We start from the raw sequence: 26,635 nt of genomic DNA on the forward strand, positions 1-26,635 counted from the left end.
CATGACCAGCGACAACCTTCTCAACCAGACCCTGGGCGAGCTGGACCCGGAGGTGGCGGCCGCGGTCGACGCCGAACTGGCGCGCCAGCGCGACACCCTGGAGATGATCGCCTCCGAGAACTTCGCCCCCCAGGCGGTCCTGGAGGCCCAGGGCACGGTCCTGACCAACAAGTACGCCGAGGGCTACCCCGGCCGTCGCTACTACGGCGGCTGCGAGCACGTCGACGTCGTCGAGCAGCTGGCGATCGACCGCGCCAAGGAGCTGTTCGGCGCCGAGCACGCCAACGTGCAGCCGCACTCGGGCGCGCAGGCCAACACGGCCGTGTACTTCGCGCTGCTCAAGCCGGGTGACACCATCCTGGGCCTGGACCTGGCCCACGGCGGTCACCTGACCCACGGCATGCGGATCAACTACTCCGGCAAGATCCTCAACGCCGTGGCGTACCACGTGCGCGACGAGGACGGCACCGTCGACTACGACGAGGTCGCCGCCCTCGCCAAGGAGCACCAGCCGAAGATGATCGTGGCGGGCTGGTCCGCCTACCCGCGCCAGCTCGACTTCGCCAAGTTCCGCGAGATCGCGGACGAGGTCGGCGCGCTGCTCATGGTGGACATGGCGCACTTCGCCGGTCTGGTCGCCGCCGGACTGCACCCCAACCCGGTGCCGTTCGCGGACGTGGTCACCACCACGACCCACAAGACCCTCGGCGGCCCGCGCGGCGGCATGATCCTGTCCAAGGCCGAGCTGGCCAAGAAGATCAACTCCGCGGTCTTCCCCGGCATGCAGGGCGGCCCGCTGGAGCACGTGATCGCGGCCAAAGCGGTCTCGTTCAAGGTCGCGGCGAGCGAGGAGTTCGCCGACCGCCAGCGCCGTACGGTGGCGGGCGCCCGCATCCTCGCGGAGCGGCTCACCCAGCCGGACGCCGCGAAGGTCGGAGTCAAGGTCCTGACCGGCGGCACCGACGTCCACCTGGTCCTGGTCGACCTGGTCGACTCCCAGCTCAACGGGCAGGAGGCCGAGGACAGGCTGCACTCGGTCGGGATCACGGTCAACCGCAACGCGGTCCCGAACGACCCCCGGCCGCCAATGGTGACCTCGGGACTGCGGATCGGGACCCCGGCCCTGGCCACGCGCGGGTTCGACGAGGGTGACTTCGTCGAGGTCGCGGACGTCATCGCCGAGGCGCTCAAGCCCGAGTTCGACGAGGCCGCCCTGAGCGACCGGGTCAGCGCTCTGGCCGCCAAGCGTCCGCTCTACCCGAACCTGTAGCAGTCCCCGCCGTGTGGGCCGCGCGGGCCCACACGGCGCCGGTCACCACGGCCCCACCCCTGTGCTCAACGAGGAGGACAGCCATGGCCATCAGCGTCTTCGACCTGTTCAAGATCGGTATCGGACCGTCGAGTTCCCACACCGTCGGCCCGATGAAGGCGGCCCGGACGTTCGTGTCCGGTCTGCGCTCCGAGGACCTCCTGTCGCGTGTGACCCACGTGCGGGCGGAGCTGTACGGCTCACTGGCGCTCACCGGCAAGGGGCACGGCAGCGACACCGCCGTGATCCTGGGGCTGATGGGGCACACCCCCGAGGGCGTGGACGTGGACGCCGTCCCCCGCCTGGTGGAGGGGGTGCGGTCGGACCGAAGACTCCTCCTGGGCGGCCCGGAGGGCCCGGCGGTGGACTTCGACCCCGCCGTCGACGTGGACTTCCGCCGCAGGGAGAGCCTGCCGGACCACCCCAACGGGATGCGCTTCGTGGCGCTGGAGGCCTCCGGCGCCGAGGTGGCCGCGAAGGTGTACTACTCGGTGGGCGGCGGCTTCGTGGTGGACGAACGGGCCGCGGGCGCCGACCGGATCAAGGCCGACGACACCGTCCTGCCGCACCCCTTCTCGTCCGCCGAGGAGCTGCTGGAGCTGTGTGAGCAGACCGGCATGTCGATCAGCGCGCTGATGCTCGCCAACGAGCAGGCCTTCGGACGCACCCCGGACCAGATCCGCGAGGAGCTCCTGGAGATCTGGACGGCGATGCGCCAGTGCGTGCGCCGCGGGGTGTCCACCGAGGGCAGTCTGCCCGGGGGCCTGAAGGTGCCCCGCCGCGCGCACCGGCTCTACCGCCAGCTGGGCGGCAACTGCGACGAGCAGGGGCTGCTCGCCCCCACCCACGTGGACCCGGACCCGATGCGCGGCAGCGACTGGATCACGCTGTACGCGCTGGCGGTCAACGAGGAGAACGCCGCCGGCGGGCGTGTGGTGACCGCTCCGACCAACGGCGCCGCCGGTATCGTCCCGGCGGTCCTGCACTACTACCTGCACTTCAGCCCGGGCGCGGGCGACGACGGCGTGGTCCGCTTCATGCTGACGGCGGCGGCCATCGGCATACTGTTCAAGCAGAACGCGTCCATCTCCGGCGCCGAGGTGGGCTGCCAGGGTGAGGTGGGTTCGGCCTCCTCCATGGCGGCGGCCGGTCTGGCCGAGGTCCTGGGCGGGTCCCCGGCGCAAGTGGAGAACGCCGCGGAGATCGCCATGGAGCACAACCTGGGTCTGACCTGCGACCCCATCGGCGGCCTCGTCCAGATCCCCTGCATCGAACGCAACGCGCTCGCCTCCGTGAAGGCGATCAGCGCCACCCGCATGGCCCTGCGCGGCGACGGCAGCCACTTCGTGAGCCTGGACAAGGTCATCCGGACCATGCGCGACACCGGCCGCGACATGCACGACAAGTACAAGGAGACCAGCCGTGGCGGCCTCGCCGTCAACGTCATCGAGTGCTGACGGGACCCGTTGCGCGTGTTAACAAAAAATGCGCACTGGAGTGCGCTTGCGGCGGCTAGTCGCGGCATGTAGCGTCGTGCGCGAAAGGTGATCCCGACGATCCGGCTCCCATCGAGGACGCCCTACTGTCGCGCCCCGGAAAAAGCCGTGCCCCGGGTGGCGTGCAAAGCAGAGGCGAACCCGGGGCATACCGCGCCAGGATACCAAACCCCCCGCCCCCTGTCTCTCGTACCCCGGGCGAGATAGATCGAAGGCCGTCGTGAGCACCGACATACCCGAGTGGATGCTGTCCGTGTACTCCTCCCCACGTCTGGCGCCGTACCTGCGGCGCAGCGGCGGCGACCCAACACGCGCGGTGAACCTCTACCACTGGAACATCATGGTCTCGGCGGCCTTCTACGGTCCGCTGCACACCTTCGAGCTCGCCCTGCGCAACTCCGTCCACCACCATCTGAGCCGACACTACGGGCAGGACACCTGGTGGGACGTGGCTCCCCTGGACGGTGACGGACGACGACTGGTACGTCAGGCCCAGTCCCGATGCCGCCGTTCGTCGACGGCCGACGACATCGTCACGGAGCTGTCCCTGGGGTTCTGGACCTCTTTGGTCGCCCGAGGCTACGACCGCACCCTGTGGGTTCCCGTGCTGCACCGCGCCTTCCCGGGTTATGGGGGCTCCCGGCGAGTGCTCCAGGACCAGCTCTACTCCCTACGCCTCTTCCGCAACCGCATCATGCACCACGAGCCGATTCACCACCGTCATCTTGAGGCCGACCACGCCAAGCTCTACCGCGTCCTCTCCTACGTGAACCCCGAGGCCGCGACCGGTATCCGGGCCCTTGACCGCGTCCCCGAGGTGTTGTTGGTCAGGGACCAGGTGTGTCGCGGCGAATCACCCACGAGTTTCTGAAGGGACGTTGATGGGAGAGGAATCGCCAGAACTGGTCTCGCGTGCGCAGGTCGCCCGCTACGCCCAGGTCAGTCGGGCCGCGGTCACGGCCTGGCAGAGACGAAACCCCGACTTTCCCGAACCAGTGCACCCAGACGCCGGGCTCTTCGACCTGCGCCAGATCGTCGAGTGGCTGTCGAGCCGGGTCATCCCGGCGGACGCACGGCAGCCCCACGAAAGTGTCGACGCCACCTACGCCGAACGGATTCGAGCTCGAACCGGGACCGATGTTCCCGGCACCCCCGCGAGAGTGCCCCGCGAGGCCGACGACGCGAACCGTGCCTTCTTCCGGATCATGGACGACCTGCGGGGAACGCTCCCAGTACAGGACTCCGCACTGCTCGTGGCCGTGCTCGCCTTCGTCCGCGGGGCTGATCCGGATTCCTGGAACTCTCTCCGGAACCGGACCGCACGCGGGGCCGCGTTCGCGACGGACCTCACAGCTGTCATCCCTTCCGGCCTTCTCGGCTTCCTCCAAGATCTGAGGGGCGACGTGTTCGCCAGGGCGGTCCGAGGTGTCGACAGGATCGACACCCAGGACCTCGGCCGGAAGCCATTGCTGGACATCTTCGCCAGTGCGCTCGATCTGATGGAAGGGGATCGAACCTCGGTTCGCGCTGGGCTACGCACTCCGAGTTCGGTGGTGCGCACGATGGTGGAGCTCCTTGGACCGGTCGACCACCTCAACCGTGTCTACGATCCCTTTTGCAGGACCGGAGAGCTTCTGGCGGAGGCCGTCAGAACAGGTCGGGGGCGCGAATCGTACCCTCCTCCACGAGTTGGAGGTACCGCGTTCGATGATCGGGACTTCCACCTCTCCAGCATGAATCTGGCCCTCCATGACGTTGCGGCCGAGCTCGACACGGGCCTTCCATGGGGAACAGGCAAGACGCCAGATACCGCTGACCTCGTTCTCATGAACCCTCCGTTCAACATGAGATCCCCATCTGAACGGGACCCCAGCGTCGAGAGCTTCCGGTACGGGGAGCCCCCGAAGGGGAACGCGAACTTCCGCTGGCTCCAGTTGGTGGTGGACCGTCTCTCCCCGAACGGACGAGCGAGTGTGCTGATGGCCAACGGCGCATCGCTGTCCACGAACGCCAAGGAAGCGGCCATCCGGAAGAACATGGTCGAGGACGGGGTGGTGGAGTGCCTCATCGCCCTTCCGGACCACCTCTTCACCGACACCACCATCCCGGTGACCCTCTGGTTGATGAGAGCCCCCCTGGGGGCATGCGAGGAAATCCTCTTCATCGACGCCAGTGGGCTCGGCACCATGGCTTCGCGTACCTCCCGGGTCCTGCGTGAGCAGGACACCGGACTCATCCGGCACACGCTGGAGAGTTGGCGGGCAGGAAGGGGGACCGACCCTGACGGGGAGGGGTCAGGCATCGGCCGTGCCGCCACTGTTCAGGAGGTCCGCGACAGAAACTATCTTCTTCGCCCCTCGATCTACGTCCCCGGCCGAGTGGCGCAGGCGAACCCGACTCAGCAGGACGACACCATCGACGCGCTCCTTCGAAAGCTGGTCTCCCTGGAGACCCGGCTCCCCGAAGTCGATGAAAGGGCCGACCAGTTCCTGAGAGAGGTAGGACCATGGACTCCCTGATCGGGCCCCTGCCCGACGACTGGACCGCGCACCGTCTGGAGGAGGTGTCCGAAGTACAGGCGGGCCCCTCGGGAGCGAGCCTTCCCTCACGGGAGTTCTCCGAACGGGGGATCCCCCTCGTGCGCCCGGGGAACATCGACACACGACGAGTGTCGGCGACCGGGCTGGTACGGCTGCCCCACGCACTGGCCGGGCGGCTCCACCGCTACCGGCTTCGGGCCGGTGACATCGTGGGTACCCGGACCGGAACTCTCGGAGCGTTCGCACTCGTCGACTCCGACCACGAGGGCTCTATCTTCAGTACCCAGCTCCTGAGGGTGAGACCGAACGACCGGGTGGACCCCGACTTCCTCCTGCAGTATCTGACGCTTCCCACCGTTCGAGACTGGATCGGTCGGCATACCTCGGGCAGCACGGTCAGATCGATCACCGCGACCACGCTACGATCCCTTCCGACGCCTCTGCCGCCGCACGGCGTCCAACAGTCGATCGGGGACTCCCTCAGGGCTCTCGACGACAAGGCACGGCTGCACTACGAGATCAGTCGAACCACGAGCGAACTACGCGACGCGCTGGCCCCGCTCCTGTTCTCACAGCGGGTCGCCCCCGCACGGGCCAGGTCATGACCTGCTGTCTCAAGGATCGAGTGCTGACCGTGTGCCGGGAATGTCCTGGTTCGTTCCCTGGTTGTACGGAAGGCACGGTCGACGACCGGGCTCGAGCTCCCACCCGCTCGCCCTCGTCGGCCGTCACCCCGGGTCTGGTGGCTTGAGCTCTGCTCGCCACCAGACTCGCCCCCTTTCTGGCCACTTCCGGCCACCGCAGCACGACCCGGCGATTCGAGCCCGGATAACCACCCGTTCCACCTCTTCCAGGTCGCTCCCGCGAGAAACACGTGACGGCCCCACCGCCATTTTCGGCACTCCGGCAATTCCCCCGGCGCGAGGGTGGTATAGATTTCGGCCGTGACCTCCAGAACCATTCCCCCTGCCGTCCGAGCGCTCGCCCCCGCGGCCGCGCTGGCCCTGTTGCTCTCCGGCTGCGGCCTTCTCAGGGCGGAGGAACCCGCCTCCACGGAGACCGAGGAGGGTGCCTCCGAGGAAACGGAGGCACCGGACACCGAGGAGGGCGGCCCCTCCAGGGAGAGGTCCACGGGGTCGAACTCCCTGGCCGACCCCGGCATCCTCACCGCGGCGTGCCAGCCCGAGTCCGGCTGGCTGGAGTTCACCCTCCACTCCGCCGAGGACGCCCAGGAGATCACCAGCGTCCGGTTCGACACCGCCGAGGCCGTCCACGCCGAGTCGGACGACCTCACCCACGGCCGTGCGGTGGACGCGCGGCGCGTCTCCCTGGAGACCTCGTGCGACACGGGCGCTCCGTCGCTGTTCCCCGAACGCGGCCTCGTCCTGGGCACCTTCGAGGAGAGGGTCGACGGCGTCGCCGTCACGGGGTTCGGGGTCATGGCCGAGGACGGCACGTTCACGGCGCTCAGCCCCGACCACGAGGAGTCCGGGGCCGACGCCCCGGCCGACCACGTCCACCCCGTGGCCGATCCGGAAGGGGACAGGATCGTCTTCGTGACGGAGACCGGCGAGGGCGAGGACACCGTCCGGGCCCTCGACCTGGAGAGCGGGGAGTTCACCGACCTCGGTACCTGTGACGGTCAGCAGGTCTGCGAGAACCTCACGATCATGCCGGGGCTCGACCGAGTCGCCATCGACGACGGCCAGAGCACTCCGATGGCAGTGGTCCTCGACGGCTCGACGGTGGTCCAGAGCAACGACCTGGGTCTGTCCTTCTTCGACATCGGGGACCAGGCCGACTCCGACGTGGTCGACCTGACCCTCAACTTCCTCAACCGGGACCGCACGACCGAGGTGGACGTGGACGCCAGCGGCACCGTTCAGGCCCTCGACTCCAACACCCTGCTCTTCGACGACGAGGTGCTGAGCGTCCTGGAATTCTCCGACAGCACCCTCGCCGGCTACGAGGAGGAGAACGCCACCACCCCGCGGAATCTGTGGGAGCCCCTGCCGGTCAACCGGACCCTGGCCCCCGACGGCGACGGGGAGAACTCCCACGTCGTACTTTCCCCCGACGGAGCCGAGATCCTCTTCCGCAACCAGCCCCAGAGCGGTCCGGCCAGCTGGTACAGGGTGCCCACGGACGGATCCGGCGCACCGGAGGAGCTGCCCGGGATGCCCGGGAACGTCTCGACGGTCATCGGTTGGCGATAACTCCTGAGGGCACCCACCTGGCCACAACCGGCCACCGGTCCCCAGGTGGGTCGTTCCGGCCTGTGCCGCCTCCGAATACTCCTGTTTCGAGCCGATTCTCGCGGGAAACGCATGGCCATTCTCACTGTCATTCCCAGAACTCCCCGAATTCCCACCCTCCGCGAGTGGGATAGATTTCGCCCGTGACCTCCAGAACCATTTCCCCCGTTATCCGCGCGCTCGCCCCCGCGGCCGCGTTGGCCCTGTTGCTCTCCGCCTGCGGCGGCTCCGACGGAGAGGGTGGATCCTCCGACGAGAACCAGGCGGGCGCCTCCACCGAAGAAGGGGCCGAGGACGCCGCGAACCAGCCCTCCATCACCGACGCGGGTCTGCTCGCCGTTGCCTGCGACAACACCACCAACGTCTTCACCCTGCACTCCCCCGACGACGGTTCCGAGATCACCAGCGTGACCTTCGAGAACAGCCCGGAGCCCGCGGATCCCCCGGAGGCACTCGACCACGGCCGAGCGGCCTCCCCGAATCCAACCGGCCTCAGTATCTGTTCGAAGAACCTCATCCACCTTTCACCGGACGAGCAGCTGCTCCTGGTGTCCTATGAGGAGGAGATCAACGGCAACACCGTGAGCAACTTCGGGGTGCTCTCACCGGAGAACGGCGTCACCACGTTGTCCCCCGAGCAGGAGATCTCCGACTTCGGGACCCCCGTGAACTACGAGCACCCCACCTACGACGCTCTGAACGAACGCATCCTCTACGTGGAGTACGAAGGCGACAACCGCCGCACCGGAGCGGTCAAGGCCATGGACCTGTACAGCGGGGACGTCAGTGACGTCGGCAGCTGCGAGGACACGTGCGGCCAACTCCAGGTTCTGCCCGAGACCGGAACCCCGGTTCTGAGCGACCTTGTCGGCCAGGGCAAGCTCCTCGAGTCTCCGGACGGTACGACCCTGATCTACGCGGACAGCAACAGCAGCGGCCTCCAGCTGGGCTTCTTCGGCCTCGAGACGGTCACCGAGGACGCCCCGGCGCTGATCGGCACCGGCCAGGCGCACGAGCTGACCGAACGCGAGGTGAACCTGCAGACGAACGGCCTGCCCGTGTTCGTCGACGACAACACCCTGCTGATCGCGGACAACTCCCTGTCTGTCGTGGAGTTCACCGAAGAGACGCTGGAAGAGTACGCGGGCGACCGGGAACAGGAGCCCGTCACCCAATGGGATCCGCTTCCGACCGCACACACGCTCATTCCGGAGAGCCCCCGGGTCAACACCTACCCCTTCGTCTCGCCGGACGGCACCGAGGTCCTCTTCGTCTCGAAGCCGGAGACCGGTGACGAGAGCTGGTACCGCGTCCCCCTCGACGGCTCCGCTGAGCCCGAGGAGGCCTTCCCGTCCCCCGTGTACGGGGAGTCGATCATCCGCTGGCAGTGAGTCCCGACGGTCCTCAAACCGACCAGTCGTGAGTGGCACGGAGGGGGCGGCGCCTCTCGCGCCGCCCCCTCCCTCGTTCCACGGGGTCCCTCAGGCCAGGCTGCGCCGGGGGTTCCTGGCGGGGGCGGTCATGGACATCCGGATGACGGCGGGCACCTGGTCGAGTTCGAGGGCGCCGCGCAGGTTGGTGATGGCCTCCGAGCGGACGCGCCGCCAGATCCCGGCCACGTCGGCGTCGTCCTCCAGGGTCAGCGCCAGCCGAAGGTGGGGGCGGTCGCCCGACTCCGTGAGGCGGGCCCGGGCCCGTCGCACACCCGGATAGTCCGCGACCTCCTGCTCCAGGGCGCCCCGGGCTGCGCTCTCCGACATCTCCACGTTGCCCGCCTCGTCGCGCGCCAGGTACAGGCGGCCCACCGTGTCGTTCATGCCCTGCACCATCAGCCACCGCAGGGCCAGGAATCCGGCCACGAACGCGACGGCCACCGCCACGTAGGGCACCCACTGCTGGGCGAGCACCTCGTTGGTCCGGTCCCCGAGCAGCGGGGTGGCGGCGAGGTCGCCGCCGAGGAGGCCCCGTCCGGCGGCCAGGGCCGCGAGGCCCGCCGCCAACAGGACGACACCCACGATCACCAGGCCCAGGCGGTTGCCCCGGGCCGACCTTCGAGACCTGTCCCTCGCCATGGTCAACCCTCCGCGTATCGAACGTGCGTGGCGATCCGCATGCTGCGCAGCGGGGCCAGCTCCTCCAGCCGGTGTTCCACGGCCGAGGTGACCTCGGCGGGCAGCCCGTGCGAGTCACGCATCCCGGTGCGCACGTGGACCCTGAGCCGGTTGCCGCGCACGGCCACGTGCACGTGGTCGACCCCGCTCACGTCCTGCGCCGCGGCCGCCACCGCCCGCCGCAGGGCGGGCCGGGTCAGGCCGACGACCAGCGCCGGGTCGTCGGTGCGCAGCGCGGTCCACCGGCTCCGCCCCGGCGCCAGCGCCACCACGATCAGGGCCAGCCCGATCAGCGCCAGGACCGCCGAGGCGATCTGCACGGACGGCTCCGACCAGGTCGTGGCCGCGGCGTAGTCCGTCGCCGGAGCGACCGGGATCAGCCGCAGCGGGTTGCCCGCGAGCGCGGCGATGACCTCGGCGGCGGCGACCACGGCCACCACCAGGATCAGCAACCCGGTGAGGACCGCGGGCCATGACCTGCGCGGTCGGAACGTGTGGACGGCGACCCGCTTGGCGCGGCGGTCGATCCCCTGGCTCGGACGGCCGAGCGCTTCTTCCACAGTGGTCATGTCAGCGCACCAGCTCCGCGATCTCGATGTCGATGTGGTGGACCTGCTTGCCGGTGATCCGCTCGACCCGGTCCTTGACGTGGCCGCGCACCTCCTCGGCAACCTGGCGCGCGGGCCTCGGGTAGCGCACCCCGACCCGCAGCCGCAGGAGGACGATCTCCCCGCTCACCCTGGCGCGGGCCGCCCGGGACCGCGCGGCCCGCGCCCCGGCGACCTCCCCGACGGCCCTGGCCGCCACCTTCTCGATGGCGGCCCCGGGGATGTCCGTGCGGCCTCCGGGGTCCCGGTCCCGGGCGTGCCTCCCGGCCTCCCCCTCGGGGGCGGGTCCCCGCTGACGAGGGACGGTGTCACTGCGAACCCCGACCACGACCTCACCCCTGTCTACGCCGACCGCCGTGTGAACATCTCGGCGAGGTCGATCTCACCCTCCATCGCCCGGCCCGCGACGAACCCGACGAGGCCGAGGACCAGTACCAGCGCGAAGGCGGGGAACCCGCCGAACGCCGCAGCGAGCCCGAGCACCGTCCCGTAGGACAGACCAACGATGGGCCACATGGCTACCCCCTCTAATCCCTGCTTGTAGGTCTAGCTGGCGGTGCGTGTGCCGTCTCCGAGCCCGGCGACCACGTCCTCCACGGACACGTGGACGGCGCGGCCGCCGGACAGCGGGGCCAGGCCCCGGCGGATCTCGGCGGCGATCTCCGGCAGCGGACGCCCGTAGCGGAGCACCACACCGACCTCGACGTGGTCCTCCCGCACTGCCACCCCCCGGACACGGCCCCCGGGCACCGCGGTGCTCAGGGTTCCGAAGGATCCGGAGGACAGTTCCACCACGTCGGAGAAGCGCAGTGCGCCCTCCGCGAGGGCCCGTGCGACCGCGCCCCGGTCGTCGCCGCTCACGGCTACTGGACCCTGGGCTCGGAGCCGCCGTCGTCGGCGGACTCGTCGTCCTCGGGCAGGTGGATGTCGTCCACCCGGATGTTGATCTCGGTGACCTCCAGGCCCGTCATCCGCTCGACCGCGTGGGTGACGTTGCGCCGCACGGCGGAGGCGAGGTCCTGGATGGCGGCCCCGTACTCGACGACCAGGTCGATGTCGACGGCGGCCTGTCGTTCCCCCACCTCGACGGAGACGCCCTGCGCCACCGACCCGGAGGAGCTGCCGCCGCTCACGGCGTCGCGTACCGCCCCGACCACGCGCGCCGCGCCGCCGCCCATGGCGTGGACGCCGCCGATCTCGCGGGCCGCCATACCGGCGATCTTGGCCACGACGCCGTCAGCGATCTGCGTGTGTCCGTGCTCGTTCCTGCTCGCGGAGTCGCCGCCCTTGGACTCACGGGCGCTCGGTACCGCCGATTCGGTCTTGATGTCCGACACTGGTCCCCCTACGCAGTGCGAAAACCGTCCTGGACGCCGCTACTTCTTCTTGAAGACGCCCTTGATCTTGTCCTCGGCCTTGTCCTTGAGGTCCTCGGCCTTGTCCTTGGCCTTGTCGGCGGCGTCCTTGGCCCCCGCCTTGGCCTGGTCGACCTTGCCCTCGGCCTCGGTGCCCTTGTCCCCGGTGACCTTGCCGAGGGCTTCCTTGCCCTTACCGGCCGCGTCGTCGAAGTGCTTGCCCATGAGTACCCCCTGATCAGAGCCGATACGGCTCAGGGTTGTCAGTCCGAAACCCGTGTCGCCCCCGGGTCGGGACGACCGGAACGGTTTCGGCCTCATCACACCTTATACGCACTCTATGTAGCCAACAAGACACCAGCAGTCATGATTTGCAGGTCAGAAGGGTCACGGTGATTCCATCCTTGCCCCAAAAACACATCCGGAACCCCGGCTGGGCTGGAAAAACGTCAGGGGTGCCCGTAGGCACCCCTGCGTCCGAAATCGTGTTGTGCCCGCCGCGTCGCCGGGCCGGGCGGCGACCCTAGCCGAAGATGACCGTCCGGTCCCCGTTGAGCAGGACCCGCCGCTGGGCGTGCCAGTTCACGGCGCGCGCCAGGGCCACGGACTCCAGGTCCCGGCCGATCGCGGTGAGCTGCTCCGGGCTGTGGGTGTGGTCGACCCGCGAGACCTCCTGCTCGATGATCGGGCCCTCGTCCAGGTCGGCCGTGACGTAGTGGGCGGTGGCACCGATCAGCTTCACTCCGCGCGCGTGCGCCTGGTGGTAGGGACGGGCGCCCTTGAAGCTGGGGAGGAAGGAGTGGTGGATGTTGATGATGCGCCCGGACATCTTGGTGCACAGCTGCTCGGAGAGCACCTGCATGTAGCGGGCCAGCACCACCAGGTCCACGTCGTAGGAGTCGACCAGCTCCAGGACCCGCCCCTCCTGCTCGCCCTTGCTCTCGGGGGTGACCGGCAGGTGGTGGAAGTCCACGCCGTAGGAGTCGGCCAGGAACTCCAGGTCGGGGTGGTTGGAGACCACCGCCGCGATGTCGATGTCCAGCAGACCGCTGCGCTGGCGGTAGAGGAGGTCGTTGAGGCAGTGCCCGAACCGGGACACCATCACGATCATGCGGGGGCGCACGTCCCGCGCCTGGAGGTCCCACTCCACGAACGAGCCGCCGTCGCCGCCGCCGAACCCCCCGGCCAGGGCGGCGAAGGCTCCGCGCAGGACGTCCTCGCTGACCGCGCCCGCGTGCCCCGCCTCGGCCACGAACTGCGTCCGGAGGAAGAAGCGACCGCTGAAGTGGTCACCGTACTGCTGACTCTCGGTGATGTTGCAACCGTGGTCGGCCAACAGGTTGGCCACCGCCGCGACGATGCCCCGGCTGTCGGGGCAGGAGAGGGTCAGGACGTACTCGCGCTCGTTCATGAATGGAAACAACTCCCGGGGTCGACCGGCTGATCAGCCGTGACGCCCCAGGATATCCAGCGTGCGGCACCCACGGGGCCGCCGCCCGGGTATCCCGCGTCACCCGCGCCTGACCCGAAAAGCACGAAATCGGACCCTCCGGACAATATGAAGCTCATTCATGTTCTGGCATCCTCGGGAACATGACGAGACTGCGTGAGAAGTACGAGGCCGCGACGCGCGACATCCAGGCCCCCTTCGCCATGGTCGACCTGGCCGCCTTCCGCGCCAACGCCGCGGACCTGACCCGCCGCGCCCACGGACGGCCCATCCGGGTGGCCAGCAAGTCCGTGCGCTCCAGGGCCCTCCTCCGCGCCGTCCTCGACCTTCCCGGGTACGAGGGCGTCATGGCCTACACCCTCCCCGAGGCGCTCTGGCTGGCCACCGGAGACACCGAACCGCTCAGCGACGACATCCTCGTCGCCTACCCCACGGCGGACACCGACGCCCTGGCCGAACTCGCCGCCTCACCCGGCGCCGCCCGCGTGATCACCCTGATGGTCGACGACACCGCCCACCTCGACCTCATCAGTGCCGCGGTCGCCCGGGCCGACCGAGCCCCCGACGCGCCCCCGATCCGGGTCTGCCTGGACATCGACACCAGCTGGCAGCCGCTCGGCTCCGGCCTGCGCGTGGGCGCCTACCGCTCCCCCGTCCGCACCCCCGCGCAGGCGGCCGCGCTCGCCCGCGCCGTCGTGCGCCGCCCCGAGCTGGAACTGGACGGGATCATGGCCTATGAGGGGCAGATCGCCGGAGTGGGCGACGCGCCCCCCGGCCGCCCCCTGTACGGCCGGGTCCTGCGCGCCGTCCAGCGCCGCTCCGCCGTCGAACTGGCCAGACGAAGAGCCGCGATCACCCGCGCCGTCCGCGGTGTCAGCGAACCGCGCTTCGTCAACGGCGGCGGCACCGGCAGCCTCCACACCACCGGGCGCGAACGCGCCGTCACCGAGCTGGCCGCCGGTTCGGGTCTCTACCAACCGCACCTGTTCGACCAGTACCGCTCGTTCCGGGGCCGCCCCGCCGCCCTGTTCGCCCTGCCCGTCGTCCGCCGCCCCGCCCCGAACGTGGCCACCGTCCTCGGCGGCGGCTACCCGGCCTCGGGGCCCGCCGACGCCCACCGCCCCCCGGTCCCCCACCTGCCCGCCGGTCTGTCCTACAGCTCCACCGAGGGTGCCGGAGAGGTCCAGACCCCACTGATCGGTGAGGCCGCCCGCGGGCTCCGCGTCGGTGACCGCGTGTGGATGCGCCACGCCAAGGCCGGGGAACTCTGCGAACGCTTCGACACCCTGCACCTCGTCGACTCCGACACCGGGACCTACGAGGGCTCCGTCCCCACCTACCGGGGCGAGGGCCGGACCTTCCTCTGACCCACTGCCCCCACGGCGGCGCCCGACACGACGAGGGGCCCGCGCGAACTCTCGCGCGGGCCCCTCACTGCCTTCGGTGGGCCGGAAACGGCCCGGGTGCGGCTACTTCCGCTTGCGGCGGACCGCCCAGGCGACGACGCCCACCGCGACGACCGTACCCACCCCGGCCATCAGGAGGAGCGCCTCCGGGGGCAGCTGGCCGCGCGACTGGTAGGTGGTCACCACCTTGTCGTCGCCCTTGACCACGATGCTGCCCTCCTCCGGGTGCACCAGGCGGCTCTCCACGCGTACGGCGCCGCCGCCGAACACGAGTGCGCGGGCCTCGTCGAAGATGCGGGTGCCCCGGTCCTTGGCCCGGTCGATCTGCCGCCGGGCGATGTTGGCCGGTCGGGCCTGCACGCTGAGCTCGTCCAGCGTCTCCGCCAACCGGCGCTGCTCTCGGGTGATCTCGGCCTGGAGTTCGGCGGGGGTCTGGCGCGGTTCGGTCTCGTGTCCCGTCATGGGGTGCCTCTCTTCACTAGCGCACGGTTGTCTGAGAGCCCGAGTCCGAGCCGGTGTCCCGACCCTGTTCCTCCGCGCCGTCGAACGGACTGGAGAATCTCAGCGCGCCATCGATTCCGTCGACCACGCGGAAGAAGTCCCGCGTGGACAACCACAGTTTATAGATGATGGCGATCTCGAAGGCGAGCAGCGAAACGCCCACGAACGCGGTGATCCAGCCGATCACCGGCGGCCCGAAGACCACCGCCGCGACCGGCGACACCACGAAGACCGCCATCTGGAACTCGATCCCGCCCACCAGGTGGGTCCGGATCCGTCGGGCGTTGAGGGCCGCCCAGAACCGCTGGTACCAGGGGAAACGTGTACGGAACTCCTGGTGCAGGTCCACCTTGGGCAGCGTCAGGTCCGGCTGCTTGCCAGCGGTGCGCTGGTTGCGGGCCTCCCGCTCGTTCTGGCTGCGCAGGATCTGTTCCAGGACGCCGATGCCGTGCCGCAGCACCGCCTGCTCGCCGCCGTCGCTCATGGTGCGGCCGCCGCCGCCCGTCGCGTCGCCGGTGGCGTCGCGCTCCGGCTCCAGCATGGACAGGGTGGCGCGGGCCCGCTCCAGGGCGGCCGCCAGGTGCGAGCGCATCTCACGGCGGACCTTGTACACCTGGAGAGCGTTCAGGTACCGCAGCATGTCCAGGAAGACCACGGCCAGCGCCAGCCAGACGAACGCCACGTGCCCGGTCTCCCGGTACTGGCCGCCCATGAGGGCGACCACGCACACCAGGACCCTGAACCGGTCCGAGACGTAGTCCATCCACGCCCCGAAGAGCGACTCCGAACCGGTGAGGCGGGCCAGCTTGCCGTCCGTGCAGTCCACGAGGAAGCAGAGGTAGTAGAGCAGCGCTCCCAGGAGCAGGAGCTGCCAGTAGCCGAACGCGAAGCACACGGCCGCGCCCAGGCCGAGGAAGAGGGCGACGACGGTCAGCTGGTTGGGGGTGACGGCCGTCCGGTTCGCGAACAGTCGCACGAGCCGGACCGCGATCGGGTCGACCAGGTACACCGTCAACCAGGAGTCGCGTTCCTTGAGGGTACGAGCCCTGACCTCGTCGAGTGTGTATCCAGGCATCGTGACGAACTACTCCCAAAGCGAAGCGGATGTGTCCCGGTCCGTGGCCGTCGGACACACCATCGGGTCACGGGAGACCCGCGCACGCTGCGCCATGTCCCAGAGGACGACCAACCTATAGCACAGGGTCAACAATAGGTGATCGAACCGTTGGTCGATCCCAAAGCGGATGAACCGAACCGGAATCGCAACCGAAGATCATCCGCCCCGACGACCAGCGCCGACGAACCGGCCCTCCCTCCGCTCAGGCGGATCTCGTACTGTGAGGCGTGAACGACGCGGACCGTCGCACGCGGTCCGCCAGCAGCAGACAGGAAGACACAACGTGAGCGACCCCATCCGCCTTGAGCCCGGCGACCAGGCTCCCGACTTCACCCTCAGCGACGCCGACGGCCAGCCCGTCACCCTGAGCAAGGTCCTGGCCGACACCGGCAAGAGCGTCGTCCTGTACTTCTACCCGGCCGCCATGACGCCCGGGTGCACCACGCAGGCCTGCGACTTCCGCGACAACATCGCGGAGTTCGCCAGTGCCGGGTTCACCGTCCTGGGCGTCTCCCCGGACACGTCCGAGAAGCTGGCCCGGTTCCGGGAGCAGGAGAGCCTGACCTTCACCCTGCTCGGTGACCCGGAGAAGGACACCCTCCGCGCCTACGGCGCCTTCGGTGAGAAGAAGAACTACGGCCGCGTCGTCCAGGGCGTCATCCGCTCCACCGTCATCGTGGGCACCGACGGCAAGGTGAGCAGGGCCTTCTACAACGTGAAGGCCACCGGCCACGTGGACCGCGTCAAGAAGGAACTGGGCGTCTGAGCCCGCCGACCGGCCGTCCGGCGGCCACGGGCCCCGGACGGCCGGTCGAGTCCCCGATCCCGGTAGAGTGACCCCGTCGGGGCCGTAGTCCAACTGGCAGGAGACGGCAGCTTTAGGTGCTGTACAGTGCGGGTTCGAATCCCGCCGGCCCCACTCGCCCCGGGAGCCCTTCGGAGGAGCCCGGCGGAACCAGGAACGACGAGAGGCGCGCGAACCCGTTCGCGCGCCTCTTCGTGTGTCCGGTGGTCACAGACCGAAGAGCGCCCACACGACCAGGGCCAGCAGGGCGACCACGCCCAGGCCCACGCCCGCCGCCACGGTCAGGTGGCTGCGCTCCGAGTGCTTGCCCGACTTGGTCAGCCCCAGCGTCTCCGTGGACTCCCGGATGGAGAGCATGATCGAGTTGACCGCCTCGGGGCTGTTGCGCAGCCGCTCGCTGATGGACTCGGCCAGCACGTGCGCGCCCGCGCGGAAGTGCTCCCGCGCCGACTCGCGCTCCTCCGGCTCCTCGTCGCCGTCGGCCCCCTCCTCGGACCCGGCCGCGGAGGACCGCTCCGGGTCGGTGCGCTCGGGGGCCCAGGGAGCCAGGGCCGCGATCCGCAGCATCTTGGCGGCGTTCTCCGCGCGCAGCCGCTCACCCGGCTCGACCCGCAGCATCCCGGCGAGCACCGGAGCGAGCGGACCGGCGTTGGTGGCCTCTTTGGGCTCGTCCAACGGCTCCTGGCGCAGGATCTTGATGTAGCCCTTGCGGTCGTAGGGCGGGTAGCCCTCGACCGCCGCGTACAGGGTGGCGCCCAGGGACCAGATGTCGGACTCCGGGCCGACCGGACCGGCCTTGGCGCGCTCCGGCGGGATGTAGGCGGGTGAACCGATGATGCGTCCGGACGCGCTCAGAGCGGACTCGCCGTTCCAGGCGGCCAGGCCGAAGTCGGTCAGCACCACCCGTCCGGCCTCGCTGATCATCACGTTGTCGGGCTTGACGTCGCGGTGGACGATGCCCTCGTTGTGCGCCACCTTGAGCGCGTCGATCAGCTGGAGCCCGATCTCGGCCACCCGCTGGTACGGCAGCGGGCCGCCCACCTGGATGATCTCCTCCAGGGTGGAGGCCTCCAGCAGCTCCATGACGATCCACGGCCGCTCGTCCTCGTCCACGACGTCGAGGACGGTGACGAGGCTGGGGTGGACGAGGCGCCCGGCGACCCGGGCCTCCCGCGTGGTGCGCTGGACCAGTGACTCGCGTTCGTTCCGGCTCAGGTCCGAGGGCAGGCGGAGCTCCTTGACCGCCACCTCCCGCTTGATGACCAGGTCGGTGGCGCGCCAGACGGTACCGACACCGCCGCGGGCGATCTCGGAGGTCAGCTGGTAGCGACCCTTGAGCAGCCGACCACCGCCCTCCGGCTCAGCCACGGCCGCCTCGGGACGCGCGGCGTCGGGCGACGTCTGGGGCCGCTGGGTGTGCGGGTTTTCTAGGGAGGACACGGTTATCCACGGGTCCATTCACCGGCCATGGTGGCCTCCTGCGGAGCATTGCGGTCGCTGTCACCACTTAGGTGCACGGATCACTCGTTATACCAGGATGACGCCGGGGCCACGCCGCTGGTTGTCTGATGGCTGACACATAGGTTCGGTTTCGTTATGTCCGAGGGAGAGCCACGCATACCGTGACGAGGCTCTCCCTTACCAATCCTTGACCCGGGCGGTCCTCACGTGCACGTGCGTGCGCGCGGGCACCGCCTTCGGGGGATCAACTCCAGAGGGACTCGGGCGTCCGTACCTCGACCGGCCCGACGCCGGTCTTGGCCAGCGGTTCGCGCAGGCTGTCGGCGTCACCGACCACCACCACGACGGCCTCCTCGGGACGAAGGTACTCGACGGCCGCGGAGTTCAGGTCCTCGGCGGTGAGCTTCTCGTACCCGGCGCGGATGCGGTCCACGTTGTCGTCGGGAAGGTCGTGCACGACCATGTCGACCAGTGCCCCGGCCATGGCGCGGGCCGTGGAGTAGGTGACCGGCAGGCCCACGGTGTTGGACTCGCGGACCGTGGACAGCTCGTCCTCGGTGACGCCCTGGTCCCGCAGCTTGTTCACCTGCTCCAGGGAGGAGGTGACCGAGTGCGCGGTGGTCCCGGCCTCGACCTGCGTGCTCATGAAGAACACACCGCTGTCGCGGCGCAGGTCGAAGCGGCTCCCGGCGCCGTAGGTGTAGCCCAGCCGCTCACGCAGTTCCATGTTGAGGCGGGAGGTGAACATCCCGCCCAGGATCTCACCGATGCCCTCGGCGCGCGGCAGGTCCACCTGCGAACGCGAGGGGGCCCGGTGCGCGATGACCAGGGCCGACTGCACGGAGCCGGGCCGGTCCACGATGAGCACGCGCGGCAGGTCGCCGGGCGGCGGGGCGGGCTCGGTGGTCTGGCGCTCGGGCGCGGGCGCGGCGTCGCCGAACACGATCCGGCCCAGCTCCTCCAGGTCCACGTTGGCGAGGTCCCCGACGACCACGAGGGTCCCGGCGACCGAGGCGATCGAGTCGGCGTGGAAGCGCGCGACGGTCTCGGGGGTGATGTCGGCCAGCTTGACCGGTCCGCCCGCGAGCGGCGTGGCGTAGCGGCCGGTGAACAGCTGACCGCCGAGGCTGCGCATGGCCAGCGTGGAGGCGGAGGAGGCGTCCAGCCAGAAGCGCTCCAGCAGCTGCTCGCGGCGGCGCACGACGTCGTCGGGGTTCAGGGCCGGACGGCGCACGGCGTCCGCGAACAGGTGGACGGCCTCACCGAGGCGGTTGGTGGGCGCGTCCAGGCCGGTGATGAAGCCGTCCCAGTTGACGCGCGCGATCCACTCGGCGCCGTGGCGCTCCAGGGCCGGGGCCAGGGAGCTGTTGCCACCAGGGCCGTCCTCCAGGGCCTCGCTGGTCAGGGCGCTGACGCCCATGGCGTCGAGCGGTTCGACGGCACCGCCGAAGGGGTGCACGAGGCGGAGCGAGGCCAGCTGCTGGCCGGGGACGTCGAGGGCGACGATGGTGCCGCCGCCGACGGTGATGCGCTGGGGCTTGGGAAACGTGAAGGACGCGGGCGCGCCGAGGTCCGGGCGGTTCTGCTGCATGCTCTGCGGCTCTTTCTGCGGCTGGGCGGGAACGGGGCGGTTACGCCTGCTGGGCGTGGGCCGCGGCGTCGGCCTCGGCTTCCGCCTGGAGCGTCTCGGCGGCGGTCTCCGGCTCGGGGTCGAACCGGACGATCAGCATGTTGTCGTCCACGAGCAGGTTCGCAGCGGCGGCGCGGACCTCCTCGGCGGTGATGTCCGCCCAGCGCTCGGGCCAGGTGAAGGCGAGCTCGGGGTCGCCGAGCAGCTGGGTGCAGCTGCCGATGGTGTCGGCCAGACCGGAGGGGCTGGCGATGGAGTGCAGGTGCTCGCGTTCCAGGACGGCGCGGGCGCGGTCGAGCTCCTCGTCGGTGATCCCGTTGCCGAGCCTGGCGACCTCCTCGCGGATGGCCTGCTCCAGGACGTCGCCCTCCACGCCCTCACGGGCCAGCATGTTCACCAGCAGGAGGCTGTCGGTGTAGCGGAAGGGCAGGATGTCGGCGGAACCGCCGCCGTCGTCGGCGGCGATGGGCCGGTCCACGACCAGCGAACGGTACAGGCGGCTGCCCTGTCCCTGGCCGAGGACGGCGGCGGCCAGCTGGGCGGCGTCGTGGCCGCGCTCGCCGTAGGAGGGGACGCGGAAGCCGATGAAGACGCCGGCGGCCGGGACGGTCTCCGTGACGGCGTCCCGCACGGGGCCGCCCAGGGGGGCGCGCAGCGCGGGGTCAGGGGTCTCGGGGATCTCCTCGCGGGCGGGGATGCCGCCGAAGTACTTCTCGACCCTGGCCAGGACGTCCTCGGACGCCAGGTCGCTGACGATGGTCAGCACGCAGTTGTCGGGGCCGTAGTGCGCCTTGTGGAACGACTTGACGTAGTCCAGGTCGGCGGCGTCCAGGTCGGCCATGGAGCCGATCGTGGAGTGGTGGTATGGGTGGCCCTCGGGGTAGGCCAGGCGCAGGATGCGCTCCAGGGCCGTGCCGTAGGGCTGGTTGTCGTAGCGCTGGCGGCGCTCGTTCTTGACGACGTCGCGCTGGTTGTCCAGGACCTCCTGGGTCATGCCGTCGCGCAGGGTCGCCAGCCGGTCCGACTCCAGCCAGAGGACGGTGTCCAGGGCGTGCGTGGGCACCGTCTCGAAGTAGTTGGTGCGGTCCGTCGAGGTGGAGGCGTTGATGTCACCGCCCAGCCGCTCGACCACGTCGAAGTGCTCGCCCTTGGTGACGTTCCCGCTGCCCTGGAACATCAGGTGTTCGAACAGGTGCGCGAACCCGGTGCGGCCGGTCACCTCGTGCCGAGATCCGACCCCGTACCAGAGGTTGACCGAGGCGACCTGGCCGGTGGAGGCCGGAGCCGTCACCAGACGCAGTCCGTTGTCCAGCGTGTACTGCTCGACCCGTCCCGCCGTTCCCATGGTGGTCACCAGCGCATGCACCCCATCAAGTTCCGTTGACTGCTTCACCGAACACGACCCTATGTCCTCGGACCCCTTCCGGGACACACGATTCGGGCAATCCACGGACGCGAACCTGCCCCCCGTCCCGGCCGCACCGCAGAGCACGGAACCGGGCCCTGAGCCCCGCCCAGGACCCCGGCCACAGCCGTGAGTCCCGCCCGCACACCGCCGCCACGAGGGGGTGCCCGTTCGGCGCCGGAGAGGGTTCTGGAGGTGCCGCAGGTGGGATTGCGAGGAACGAGCCATCACACCGAAGGTGCCGAAGGTTCCTCTGCAAAGGCGCCGAACCCCGGGCCGAAGCGAAGCGGAGGCCCAAAAAGGTGAGAGCGCCGGAGAGGGTTCTGCAAGAGGAGTCAAGCCGCCAGCGAGGAACGAGCCAGGCGTAGACGACGATGAAGAATCCCTCTGCAAAGGCGCCGGACCCCGGGCCGAAGCGAAGCGGAGGCCCAAAGAAGTACAGCCCTACCCGCTTCTATCCGTTCCGGTACTCGGTGGTGTCCATCGACGCGGCGATCTCGTCGTAGACGGCGCTGTACTGGGCGTCCACGGACCACACGTAGAGGAGCACGTCGCTCTCGGGCAGGAACCACATACGGACCTCGAAGGTGTCGTCGTTGTCGCAGGTGACGGTCCACAGCGAGTGGTGGGACTTGAGGCCGTCCGCGTGCTCGAAGACGTTGCCGGGCCCGGTGGTGAGGTTCGCGCCCTCGACCCCGATGTTGCCCGAGGCGGCGGTGTTGAGGCTGCGGCAGCTGTCGGTGTTGTCCGCCCAGCCGTCGTCGTCGTGGAAGGCGTCGTCCTTCTTGGGCCAGCTCTGCGGGTGCTGGTCGGCCTGCTTGGGGACGAGCTGGATCGAACCGTAGGCGCAGGAGCTCTGTCCGGGCGGGGTCATGCACAGCTGGGAGCCGTCGTTCTGGACGTCCCAGTCCTCGGGGGTGTCGATCCGCACGCCCATCACGTCGGCGTTGTCGAAGCCCTCCGGGCCGGGCGGTTCGACGGCGGGCATCATGCCGCTCTCGCCGCGCTCCAGTTCGATTCCGCCCGAGGCCTCGTCGGAACCGCAGGCGGTGAGCGCGAGCAGGGCCGCAGCGGCGACCGCCGCCACGCGACCGCCCCCCAGCCGGTGCCGAACCAGGTCCGTCGTGCCCGCCATTGTCCGTTCCGCCCTTCTCGTACGGTCCCCGACCTCGTGTCTGACAGATCGGAGCACAGTCGACCATAGCGCCCCCGACACACCCTCCGCGCCGGGCCACCTCCCCCACTACTCTGGGTCCATGGTGGACCTCGCGAAGATCACTGAGCCCTTGTCCCTCAACCGGTTCGGCCCCCGGCCCAAGGGGCCGTTGGTCCTGGAGCTGGACCTCACGGAGGGTGTCGCCGACGAGGCGCCGGGCGACCCCCTCAGCCAGATCATGAACAGGCGCAAGCAGCACTACCTGGAGGTGCTGGAGGGCATTCGCAGAGGCGCCCGCGACCCGGACGTGGGCGGTCTGATCGTACGGGTGGACGCCCGCTCCCTGGGGATCGCGAAGATCCAGGAGCTGCGCGACACCGTCACCGACTTCCGTGCCACCGGCAAGCCCGCCGTGGCCTGGGCGGACACCTTCGGGGAGGCCGGGGACGGCAACCTGCCCTACTACCTGGCCACCGCCTTCTCCCGGGTGGTCCTGTCCCCCACCGGCCTGGTGGGGCTGAGCGGCCTCATGTCGCGCACCACCTTCCTCAAGGGCGCCCTGGACCGGCTCGACGTGAAGTTCGAGGCCGGGGCCCGGCACGAGTACAAGAACGCGATCAACCCGTACACCCAGACGGGGTACACCGACGCCCACCGCGAGGCCGCCGGGCGGCTCGTCGCGTCCATGAGCGACCAGATCGTCGGGGCGGTCGCCAAGAGCCGCGGGCTCAGCGAGGAGAGGGTCCGGGAGCTGGTCGCGACCGCGCCGATCCTGGGCCAGGAGGCGCTGGACGCCGGGCTCGTCGACCAGCTCGCCTACCGCGACGAGGTGTACGCCGAGCTGAACGCCGAGGTGCGCGCGCGGAAGGGGGAGGACTCCCCCGAGCCCGCCCTCCAGTTCGTCACCCGCTACCACCGCAAACACGTCCCGCCGCCCCGGCCCCGGATCGCGGACGGCGGCGACCACATCGCCCTGATCTCCGCCAACGGCGGCATCAACCTGGGAAAGAGCCGCCGCTCCCCGCTGGGCGGCAGCGTGATGGGCTCGGACACCGTCTGCGCCGCCTTCCGCGCCGCCCGACAGGACCCCCGGGTCCGGGCCGTGGTGTTCCGGGTGGACAGCCCCGGGGGGTCGGCCATCGCCTCGGACCTGATCCGCCGGGAGAGCCAGCTGACCCGTGAGGCCGGCAAGCCGGTCATCACGACCATGGGCGACGTCGCGGGCTCGGGCGGCTACTACGTCGCGCTGGGGTCCGACGCGATCGTGGCGCAGCCCGCCACCATCACCGGGTCCATCGGCGTACTGATCGGCAAGCCGGTCCTGGGCGCGCTCCGTGAGCGGTTCGGCATCACCTCCGACTCCGTGAGCGAGGGTCCGCACGCGGGCATGTTCGACACCCTGACGGGGTTCAGCGACTCCGAGTGGGAGCGAATCAACACGCTGCTGGACACCATCTACGAGGACTTCGTGGCGAAGGCGGCCGCCGCCCGGAGCCGTACCTGGGACGAGATCCACGCGGTGGCCAAGGGCCGGATCTGGACCGGGGCGGACGCCCTGGAGAACGGTCTGGTCGACGAGCTGGGCGGGGTCGAGACGGCGGTGCGGCTGGCCCGCGCCAAGGCCGGGGCCGGGGCGCTCCCCGTGCGCGTCTTCCCGCGCTCGCACCCGCTGGACCGGCTCCGCCAGCACGAGTCCAGCGAGGACGTGGCCTCCGCCGAGCCGCAGACGGTCCTGAGCGCCTGGGGGCCGCTGGAGCACGTGGCGGCACGGCTGGGGCTGCCCGCCTCCGGTCCGCTGAGCATGCCCGGCTCGTGGGAGATCCGTTGAGCGTTCCGGGCGGCGCCTACCTGGAGGCGATGGCGCTGCTGCCGACCGGTGTGACCGTGGTGACCGTCGCGGACGGCCGCGACGACATCGGGGCGACGGTGAGTGCCCTGGTGTCGATCTCCACGGACCCGCCGGTGGTGATGTTGAGCGTGGCCGGGGAGGGCTACGTGGCCGAGGTCGTGGAGGAGGTCGGCGCGTTCGCGGTGAGCGTGCTCGCCGCCGACCAGCGCGCGGTGGCGGGACGGTTCGCCGCCGAGGGCCGCCCCAGCGCCCGGCACCTGGTGTCGGGCCTGTCCCACCACCGGGGCGGGCACACCGGGGCGATCGTGCTGGACGACGCCCTGGCCGCGCTGGAGTGCTCGGTGCGCCAGCGGGTGGAGGTCGGTGACCACACGGTGTTCTTCGCGGACGTGGTGGGCCTGCCCGAGGTGGGCGCGGAGCGGCGCGGCCCGGCGATGGTCCGCTGGGACGGCCGGTACCACTCCCTGGGCTGATCCCGCCGGACGTGTGAGGGGCCCCGGAACCGGTACGCGGTTCCGGGGCCCCTCGTCGACGGGCGGGTCAGACCAGGCCCTTCTCCTCCAGCCACTCCTGGGCGACGTCGGCGGCGTTCTCGTTGCCGATCACGACGCGCTCGTTGAGCTGGGTGAGCTCCTCCGTGGTCAGCGCCTCGGAGACGGCGTTGAGGGCCGCACGCGCGGTGTCGTCGACCTGCTCGCCGTTGATGAGCGGGGTGATGTTCTGCGAGCCGAAGAGGTTCTCCGGGTCCTCCAGGACCACGAGGTCCTCCACCGCGATCTGCGGGTCGGTCGTGAACAGGTTGGCCGCCTGGATGTCGCCGTCCTTCAGCGCCTTGGTCAGCAGGGCGACCTCCAGCGAGCGGAACTCGGAGAACTCGATCCCGTAGACCGACTCCAGGCCCACCACGCCCTGGTGGCGGGTCTCGAACTCGGGCGGTCCGCCCAGCACGAGCTGGTCGGCCACGTCGGCCAGGTCGGTGAGGCTGGCCAGGTCGTGTTCCTCGGCCACCTCTCTGGTGACGGTGATCGAGTCCTTGTTCTCCGCGCTGGAGGAGTCCAGGATCTCCAGCCCCTCCGGCAGGGCCTCCTCGACCAGGGCGTTGGTCTCCTCGGCGTCGGCGCTGGGCGCCTCGTCGTCGAGGTAGGCCAGGGTCGCCCCGTTGTACTCGGGGAAGACGGAGAGGTTGCCCGACTCGATCTGCGAGTAGTACACCTCGCGGCTGCCGATGTTGAGCTGGTAGTCGACCTCGACGCCCTCGGCCGCCATGGCTCTGCCGTACAGCTCCGCGAGCAGGGTGCTCTCGGGGAAGTCGGCCGAGCCGATGACCACCGCTCCCGACGCGGCGTCCCCGCCACCGTCCTCCTCGTAGGGGTCGCTGCCACCGCACGCGCTGAGGAGCAACACCAGGGGAAGCCCGATGAGGGCGAGCTTCTTGTGCATGTCCGAACCTTCTCTCTGGGGAGTCCTACTTGACGGGCGGTGCCCGAAGACCGCCCGGTCAGCGCGCCACCGCGGACTCGGCACGCAGTCCGGGTGCGACGAGGACCCGTCGCAGCCCGGCGAACAGGAGCGTGGTGACCACGGCGAGCGCCACCACGAGTACGGAGCCGCCCAGCATCATCGTGAGGTCCTGGCGGGCCTGCCCGTCGACGATGTAGCGGCCCAGACCGCCCACTCCCACGTAGGCGGCGATGGTGGCGGTCGCCACCACCTGGACGGCGGCCGTGCGCATTCCGATCAGGATGAGCGGCGTGGCCACCGGGAGTTCGAGCTTGAACAGGACCTCGCGGCCGCGCATGCCCATGCCCAGGGCGGCGTCCCTGAGCCGGGGCTCGACGCCGCGGACCCCCTCGTGGGTGTTGACGAGGATCGGCGGGACGGCCAGTGCCACCAGGGCCGCGATGACGGGCACCAGCCCGATCCCGGCGGCCAGCACGATCAGGAAGAGGACGCCGATGGTGGGCAGGGCCCGGGCGAAGTTGGCCAGACTCGCGGTGAGGAAGCCGCCCACGCCGGTGTGCCCGGTGAACAGGCCGATCGGCACCGCGATGGCGGCCGAGATGAGCAGGCCCAGCAGCGAGTAGGAGACGTGTTCGCCCAGCCGGGCCGGGATGCCCGCCGAGCCGTTCCACTGCGCGGGGTCCGCGAACCACGCCACGAGTTCGTTCAGGATGTCCATGG

General features: G+C 70.1%; 27 protein-coding genes and 1 tRNA gene. 12 read left to right on the forward strand and 16 right to left on the reverse strand.

Annotation, left to right across the window (positions count from 1 at the left end; all coding sequences use genetic code 11):
• Position 1: 1 nt before the first annotated feature.
• From AC0VYL_RS21685 to AC0VYL_RS21715, 7 genes are all read left to right on the forward strand, one after another.
• A complete protein-coding gene (locus AC0VYL_RS21685) occupies positions 2–1,270 on the forward strand; it encodes a serine hydroxymethyltransferase (protein ID WP_475455437.1) in 1,269 nt (422 codons plus the stop codon).
• Between the two features lie 83 nt (positions 1,271–1,353).
• Positions 1,354–2,766: an L-serine ammonia-lyase gene (locus AC0VYL_RS21690; RefSeq protein WP_475455439.1), complete on the forward strand. Its 1,413-nt coding sequence runs from the start codon at positions 1,354–1,356 to the stop codon at positions 2,764–2,766.
• A 259-nt stretch (positions 2,767–3,025) separates the two neighbouring features.
• A complete protein-coding gene (locus AC0VYL_RS21695; RefSeq protein ID WP_475481350.1) occupies positions 3,026–3,676 on the forward strand; it encodes a hypothetical protein in 651 nt (216 codons plus the stop codon).
• 10 nt (positions 3,677–3,686) lie between these two features.
• A complete protein-coding gene (locus tag AC0VYL_RS21700) occupies positions 3,687–5,324 on the forward strand; it encodes an N-6 DNA methylase (RefSeq protein WP_475481351.1) in 1,638 nt (545 codons plus the stop codon).
• A complete protein-coding gene (locus AC0VYL_RS21705) occupies positions 5,312–5,950 on the forward strand; it encodes a restriction endonuclease subunit S (RefSeq protein ID WP_475481352.1) in 639 nt (212 codons plus the stop codon). The genes AC0VYL_RS21700 and AC0VYL_RS21705 overlap by 13 nt, the downstream gene beginning before the upstream one ends.
• A 339-nt stretch (positions 5,951–6,289) precedes the next feature.
• A complete protein-coding gene (locus AC0VYL_RS21710; protein WP_475481353.1) occupies positions 6,290–7,561 on the forward strand; it encodes a hypothetical protein in 1,272 nt (423 codons plus the stop codon).
• A gap of 182 nt (positions 7,562–7,743) precedes the next feature.
• Positions 7,744–8,991, forward strand: a complete 1,248-nt coding sequence (locus tag AC0VYL_RS21715; protein ID WP_475455443.1) for a hypothetical protein — start codon at positions 7,744–7,746, stop codon at positions 8,989–8,991.
• Between the two features lie 90 nt (positions 8,992–9,081).
• Here the strand turns inward: AC0VYL_RS21715 and amaP are convergent, their stop codons facing one another.
• The 8 genes from amaP to purU form a co-directional block, all read right to left on the reverse strand.
• A complete protein-coding gene (gene amaP, locus AC0VYL_RS21720) occupies positions 9,082–9,672 on the reverse strand; it encodes an alkaline shock response membrane anchor protein AmaP (RefSeq protein ID WP_475455445.1) in 591 nt (196 codons plus the stop codon).
• A 2-nt stretch (positions 9,673–9,674) separates the two neighbouring features.
• Positions 9,675–10,280, reverse strand: a complete 606-nt coding sequence (locus AC0VYL_RS21725) for a DUF6286 domain-containing protein (RefSeq protein ID WP_475455447.1) — start codon at positions 10,278–10,280, stop codon at positions 9,675–9,677.
• Position 10,281: 1 nt separating this feature from the next.
• Complete coding sequence (locus AC0VYL_RS21730) at positions 10,282–10,647, reverse strand: Asp23/Gls24 family envelope stress response protein (protein ID WP_475455449.1); 366 nt, start codon at positions 10,645–10,647, stop codon at positions 10,282–10,284.
• 14 nt (positions 10,648–10,661) lie between these two features.
• Positions 10,662–10,835, reverse strand: coding sequence for a hypothetical protein (locus AC0VYL_RS21735; RefSeq protein ID WP_017546417.1), 174 nt, complete (start codon positions 10,833–10,835; stop codon positions 10,662–10,664).
• A gap of 30 nt (positions 10,836–10,865) precedes the next feature.
• A complete protein-coding gene (locus AC0VYL_RS21740; protein ID WP_475455452.1) occupies positions 10,866–11,180 on the reverse strand; it encodes an Asp23/Gls24 family envelope stress response protein in 315 nt (104 codons plus the stop codon).
• A 2-nt stretch (positions 11,181–11,182) separates the two neighbouring features.
• Positions 11,183–11,656: an Asp23/Gls24 family envelope stress response protein gene (locus AC0VYL_RS21745; RefSeq protein ID WP_475455454.1), complete on the reverse strand. Its 474-nt coding sequence runs from the start codon at positions 11,654–11,656 to the stop codon at positions 11,183–11,185.
• A gap of 39 nt (positions 11,657–11,695) precedes the next feature.
• Positions 11,696–11,899, reverse strand: a complete 204-nt coding sequence (locus tag AC0VYL_RS21750; protein WP_475455456.1) for a CsbD family protein — start codon at positions 11,897–11,899, stop codon at positions 11,696–11,698.
• Positions 11,900–12,197: 298 nt separating this feature from the next.
• Positions 12,198–13,085, reverse strand: a complete 888-nt coding sequence (gene purU, locus AC0VYL_RS21755; protein WP_475455458.1) for a formyltetrahydrofolate deformylase — start codon at positions 13,083–13,085, stop codon at positions 12,198–12,200.
• 182 nt (positions 13,086–13,267) lie between these two features.
• Here purU and AC0VYL_RS21760 point away from each other — a divergent pair, with 182 nt between their 5' ends.
• Positions 13,268–14,491 carry an alanine racemase gene (locus AC0VYL_RS21760; RefSeq protein WP_475481354.1) on the forward strand — a complete coding sequence of 408 codons (1,224 nt, stop codon included), beginning with the start codon at positions 13,268–13,270 and terminating at the stop codon, positions 14,489–14,491.
• Positions 14,492–14,593: 102 nt separating this feature from the next.
• Here the strand turns inward: AC0VYL_RS21760 and AC0VYL_RS21765 are convergent, their stop codons facing one another.
• Both AC0VYL_RS21765 and AC0VYL_RS21770 read right to left on the reverse strand, forming a co-directional pair.
• Positions 14,594–14,992 (reverse strand): DUF3618 domain-containing protein, encoded by a 399-nt coding sequence (locus AC0VYL_RS21765; protein ID WP_475455462.1) that lies wholly within the window; start codon positions 14,990–14,992, stop codon positions 14,594–14,596.
• 16 nt (positions 14,993–15,008) lie between these two features.
• The gene (locus AC0VYL_RS21770; protein ID WP_475455464.1) at positions 15,009–16,106 is read right to left on the reverse strand and encodes a CDP-alcohol phosphatidyltransferase family protein; all 1,098 of its coding nucleotides are present in this window, start codon (positions 16,104–16,106) and stop codon (positions 15,009–15,011) included.
• Positions 16,107–16,431: 325 nt separating this feature from the next.
• On the opposite strand from AC0VYL_RS21770, the gene bcp reads away from it, so the two are divergent.
• On the forward strand, positions 16,432–16,914 hold the full coding sequence (gene bcp / locus AC0VYL_RS21775) for a thioredoxin-dependent thiol peroxidase (protein ID WP_475455466.1): 483 nt from the start codon (positions 16,432–16,434) through the stop codon (positions 16,912–16,914).
• Positions 16,915–16,992: 78 nt separating this feature from the next.
• Positions 16,993–17,067: transfer RNA gene (locus AC0VYL_RS21780), tRNA-Leu, on the forward strand.
• A 93-nt stretch (positions 17,068–17,160) separates the two neighbouring features.
• Here AC0VYL_RS21780 and AC0VYL_RS21785 read toward each other — a convergent pair.
• The 4 genes from AC0VYL_RS21785 to AC0VYL_RS21800 all read right to left on the reverse strand — a co-directional run bounded on the left by AC0VYL_RS21785 (position 17,161) and on the right by AC0VYL_RS21800 (position 22,584).
• Entirely contained in the window at positions 17,161–18,321 is a 1,161-nt protein-coding gene (locus AC0VYL_RS21785) for a serine/threonine-protein kinase (RefSeq protein WP_475463174.1), read from the reverse strand.
• Positions 18,322–18,658: 337 nt separating this feature from the next.
• Positions 18,659–20,005, reverse strand: coding sequence for a M16 family metallopeptidase (locus AC0VYL_RS21790; protein WP_475455468.1), 1,347 nt, complete (start codon positions 20,003–20,005; stop codon positions 18,659–18,661).
• 40 nt (positions 20,006–20,045) lie between these two features.
• The gene (locus tag AC0VYL_RS21795) at positions 20,046–21,389 is read right to left on the reverse strand and encodes a M16 family metallopeptidase (RefSeq protein ID WP_475483558.1); all 1,344 of its coding nucleotides are present in this window, start codon (positions 21,387–21,389) and stop codon (positions 20,046–20,048) included.
• Between the two features lie 514 nt (positions 21,390–21,903).
• Positions 21,904–22,584 carry a hypothetical protein gene (locus AC0VYL_RS21800; protein ID WP_475481355.1) on the reverse strand — a complete coding sequence of 227 codons (681 nt, stop codon included), beginning with the start codon at positions 22,582–22,584 and terminating at the stop codon, positions 21,904–21,906.
• A gap of 121 nt (positions 22,585–22,705) precedes the next feature.
• On the opposite strand from AC0VYL_RS21800, the gene AC0VYL_RS21805 reads away from it, so the two are divergent.
• Both AC0VYL_RS21805 and AC0VYL_RS21810 read left to right on the forward strand, forming a co-directional pair.
• Positions 22,706–24,433, forward strand: coding sequence for a S49 family peptidase (locus AC0VYL_RS21805; protein ID WP_475481356.1), 1,728 nt, complete (start codon positions 22,706–22,708; stop codon positions 24,431–24,433).
• Positions 24,430–24,927 (forward strand): flavin reductase family protein, encoded by a 498-nt coding sequence (locus AC0VYL_RS21810; protein ID WP_475455474.1) that lies wholly within the window; start codon positions 24,430–24,432, stop codon positions 24,925–24,927. Before AC0VYL_RS21805 ends, AC0VYL_RS21810 begins: the two co-directional genes overlap by 4 nt.
• 67 nt (positions 24,928–24,994) lie before the next feature.
• Here AC0VYL_RS21810 and AC0VYL_RS21815 read toward each other — a convergent pair whose 3' ends face one another.
• Both AC0VYL_RS21815 and AC0VYL_RS21820 read right to left on the reverse strand, forming a co-directional pair.
• Positions 24,995–25,894, reverse strand: coding sequence for an ABC transporter substrate-binding protein (locus AC0VYL_RS21815; RefSeq protein WP_475481357.1), 900 nt, complete (start codon positions 25,892–25,894; stop codon positions 24,995–24,997).
• A gap of 58 nt (positions 25,895–25,952) precedes the next feature.
• Complete coding sequence (locus tag AC0VYL_RS21820; RefSeq protein ID WP_475481358.1) at positions 25,953–26,633, reverse strand: ABC transporter permease; 681 nt, start codon at positions 26,631–26,633, stop codon at positions 25,953–25,955.
• Positions 26,634–26,635: the final 2 nt, after the last annotated feature.

It is taken from the genome of Nocardiopsis sp. iso_238 (assembly GCF_056173325.1).

Coding starts and splice junctions, on each gene's coding strand:
- AC0VYL_RS21735 (WP_017546417.1), bottom strand. CDS start 10,835: ATGTGGCCCATCGTTGGTCTGTCCTACGGGACGGTGCTCGGGCTCGCT.
- AC0VYL_RS21725 (WP_475455447.1), bottom strand. CDS start 10,280: ATGACCACTGTGGAAGAAGCGCTCGGCCGTCCGAGCCAGGGGATCGAC.
- AC0VYL_RS21800 (WP_475481355.1), bottom strand. CDS start 22,584: ATGGCGGGCACGACGGACCTGGTTCGGCACCGGCTGGGGGGCGGTCGC.
- amaP (WP_475455445.1), bottom strand. CDS start 9,672: ATGGCGAGGGACAGGTCTCGAAGGTCGGCCCGGGGCAACCGCCTGGGC.
- AC0VYL_RS21795 (WP_475483558.1), bottom strand. CDS start 21,389: ATGGGAACGGCGGGACGGGTCGAGCAGTACACGCTGGACAACGGACTG.
- AC0VYL_RS21770 (WP_475455464.1), bottom strand. CDS start 16,106: ATGCCTGGATACACACTCGACGAGGTCAGGGCTCGTACCCTCAAGGAA.
- AC0VYL_RS21700 (WP_475481351.1), top strand. CDS start 3,687: ATGGGAGAGGAATCGCCAGAACTGGTCTCGCGTGCGCAGGTCGCCCGC.
- AC0VYL_RS21765 (WP_475455462.1), bottom strand. CDS start 14,992: ATGACGGGACACGAGACCGAACCGCGCCAGACCCCCGCCGAACTCCAG.
- AC0VYL_RS21705 (WP_475481352.1), top strand. CDS start 5,312: ATGGACTCCCTGATCGGGCCCCTGCCCGACGACTGGACCGCGCACCGT.
- AC0VYL_RS21805 (WP_475481356.1), top strand. CDS start 22,706: ATGGTGGACCTCGCGAAGATCACTGAGCCCTTGTCCCTCAACCGGTTC.
- AC0VYL_RS21815 (WP_475481357.1), bottom strand. CDS start 25,894: ATGCACAAGAAGCTCGCCCTCATCGGGCTTCCCCTGGTGTTGCTCCTC.
- AC0VYL_RS21690 (WP_475455439.1), top strand. CDS start 1,354: ATGGCCATCAGCGTCTTCGACCTGTTCAAGATCGGTATCGGACCGTCG.
- AC0VYL_RS21760 (WP_475481354.1), top strand. CDS start 13,268: ATGACGAGACTGCGTGAGAAGTACGAGGCCGCGACGCGCGACATCCAG.
- purU (WP_475455458.1), bottom strand. CDS start 13,085: ATGAACGAGCGCGAGTACGTCCTGACCCTCTCCTGCCCCGACAGCCGG.
- AC0VYL_RS21820 (WP_475481358.1), bottom strand. CDS start 26,633: ATGGACATCCTGAACGAACTCGTGGCGTGGTTCGCGGACCCCGCGCAG.
- AC0VYL_RS21685 (WP_475455437.1), top strand. CDS start 2: ATGACCAGCGACAACCTTCTCAACCAGACCCTGGGCGAGCTGGACCCG.
- AC0VYL_RS21790 (WP_475455468.1), bottom strand. CDS start 20,005: ATGCAGCAGAACCGCCCGGACCTCGGCGCGCCCGCGTCCTTCACGTTT.
- AC0VYL_RS21750 (WP_475455456.1), bottom strand. CDS start 11,899: ATGGGCAAGCACTTCGACGACGCGGCCGGTAAGGGCAAGGAAGCCCTC.